This window comes from Cellulomonas sp., from assembly GCF_017744555.1.
In the GTDB taxonomy this organism is placed as follows: Bacteria; Actinomycetota; Actinomycetes; order Actinomycetales; family Cellulomonadaceae; genus Cellulomonas.
Window position 1 is genome coordinate 1 of the sequence record NZ_JAGIBD010000080.1, and the last position, 2,379, is coordinate 2,379.

Sequence of the window (2,379 nt, forward strand, 5' to 3'; positions counted from 1 at the left end):
GGCCCCGACGCCGCGGCGCCCGACGGCGCGGACGGCGTGCGCGCGCGGGTCGCACCGCCCGACGGGGGCGCCGTCGAGCTGCTCGCGGACGCCTCGGCGGTCCTGCGCGACGCCGGCGGCGCCGTCGTGACCGCGCTCGGGCGTGCGACGGGCGCCGACGGTGCGGCCGCCGCGTGGCGGGTCGAGGGCGACCTGCTGGTCCTGCACGTCGGAGCCGCCGCGGGTGGTCCGGTGTCGTTCGAGGTGGGCGCCGCCGCGCTGGAGTCGGCGACGTGGGGCGAGGCCGAGGGCGGGCGCTCGCTCGCGGTCGTCCCCGCGCCGTGGGTGCGCGGCGGCAGCCTCGCGGCGCAGGAGGCGCTCGCGTCGCAGCTCGAGGCCGCCGAGCCCGAGGCGGCGACGCCGAGCATGCGCGCGCAGCTGTGGTGCCACGTGCTCGGCGCACCCGACAAGGCGTCGTGGAACCTCGAGCCGTGGCGGCCCGAGGTCGGCACGGGGACGTTGATCGCGACGCGCTGCAACCCCACCGACGCCGACGCCTGACCCCGCGCACCCGCCGGGAGGCGGCGCACGGCCGGGGTCCCTACGGTCGGTCCCAGGGCCTCGCGTCCGCGGGGCCGGGCCGGCGAGGGGGCAGGCAGATGGTGACGACCACGCGGCGAGCAGGGCGAGACGACGACGAGCCGGACGTCATCGAGGTGAACCCGGTCTTCAGCCGGCCGGGCGAGGCCACGAGCGTCCCCAAGTTCCGCTTCCCGCCGCACGAGGCGCTGCCCGAGACGGCGTACCAGCTGGTGCACGACGAGGCGATGCTCGACGGCAACGCGCGGCTCAACCTCGCGACGTTCGTCGGCACGTGGATGGACGACCACGCGACGCGGCTGTACGCCGAGTCCGCCGACAAGAACATGATCGACAAGGACGAGTACCCGCAGACGGCCGCGATCGAGCAGCGCTGCTGGACCATGCTCGCCGACCTGTGGCACGCGCCCGCGCCGCGCCGGGCGGTCGGCACGTCGACCATCGGGTCGTCCGAGGCGGCCATGCTCGGCGGTCTCGCGCTCAAGCGCCGCTGGCAGCACGCGCGTCGCGCGGCCGGCCGGCCCACGGACCGGCCCAACCTCGTGATGTCCAGCGCGGTGCAGGTGTGCTGGGAGAAGTTCTGCAACTACTTCGAGGTCGAGCCGCGCTACGTCCCGCTCTCGCTCGAGCACCGCGTGCTCGACGGGCACGACCTGGCGGCGTACGTCGACGAGAACACGATCGGCGTCGTCGTCATCATGGGTGTCACCTACACGGGCGCCTACGAGCCGGTCGCGCAGGTCGCCGACGCGCTCGACCGCGTGCAGGAGGCGACGGGGCTCGACGTGCCGATCCACGTCGACGGCGCGTCGGGGGCCATGGTGGCGCCGTTCGTGCAGCCCGACCTCGCGTGGGACTTCCGCGTCCCCCGCGTCGTGTCGATCAACACGTCGGGGCACAAGTACGGGCTGGTGTACCCGGGCCTGGGGTGGGTCGTGTGGCGCGACGCCGCGGCGCTGCCGGAGGACCTGGTCTTCCGCGTGTCGTACCTGGGCGGCGACATGCCCACGTTCGCGCTCAACTTCTCCCGGCCCGGGGCCCAGGTGCTGCTGCAGTTCTACCTGTTCGTGCGCCTCGGGCGTGCCGGGTACACCGCCGTGCAGCGCACGTCGCGCGACGTCGCGACCTGGCTGGCTCGCGAGATCGCACGCGTGCCGGCGTTCGAGCTGTGGAACGACGGGTCGGACATCCCGGTGTTCGCGTGGCGGCTGCGCGAGGGGCACACGACGCGCTGGGACCTGCACCACCTCTCGGAACGGCTGCGCACGCGCGGGTGGCTGGTGCCCGCGTACCCGATGCCGGCCGACCTCGAGCACGTCACGGTGCAGCGCGTCGTCGTGCGCAACGGCTTCAGCCACGACCTCGCCGCGGCGTTCCTCGCGGACCTGCGCGCCGAGGTCCGGTACCTCGACGCGCTGACGGGACCGCTGCCGACCGAGGGGCGCAGCTCCGGCTTCCACCACTGAGCGACCGCGTTGCGCTGCGCTCGCGCGGCGCGTCCCGGCCGCCTCGCCGCCGACGGCCGTCGCGGGGCGGGCGCCGACGGGTCCTCGACGCGGCGGGTCGCCCGACGTCAGCCCCGGCGGCCCGCCGGTCGTCGTCGCTCGGGCCTGCAGGGCTCGCCCGGCCGCGGTCGCCGCACGTCGGCGGCCACGTCAGGCCCCGGCGGCGCGACGGCGCCGCCACGTCACGAGCCCGGCGCCGAGCGCGAGCGCGAGCGCGCCCGCGGCGAGCAGCGTCCCCGTGCGCGCCCCGGTCGCGGCCAGCACCTCGGAGCGCTCCTGCGTCGCGGCGCGCACC

General features: G+C 76.2%; 3 protein-coding genes. 2 read left to right on the top strand and 1 reads right to left on the bottom strand.

The window, feature by feature from the left end; genetic code table 11:
* Positions 1–540 (top strand): DUF2599 domain-containing protein (locus tag J7523_RS20090; protein ID WP_291890526.1); only part of this gene is annotated, 540 nt, incomplete at its 5' end.
* 98 nt (positions 541–638) lie between these two features.
* Positions 639–2,045, top strand: a complete 1,407-nt coding sequence (locus tag J7523_RS20095; protein WP_087509669.1) for a glutamate decarboxylase — start codon at positions 639–641, stop codon at positions 2,043–2,045.
* Between the two features lie 189 nt (positions 2,046–2,234).
* Here J7523_RS20095 and J7523_RS20645 read toward each other — a convergent pair whose 3' ends face one another.
* On the bottom strand, positions 2,235–2,378 hold the full coding sequence (locus tag J7523_RS20645; protein ID WP_363267419.1) for an LPXTG cell wall anchor domain-containing protein: 144 nt from the start codon (positions 2,376–2,378) through the stop codon (positions 2,235–2,237).
* Between the last annotated feature and the right edge of the window lies 1 nt (position 2,379).

Excerpts from the sequence above, each read along its gene's own strand:
- J7523_RS20095 (WP_087509669.1), top strand. The coding sequence starts at position 639 with ATGGTGACGACCACGCGGCGAGCAGGGCGAGACGACGACGAGCCGGAC.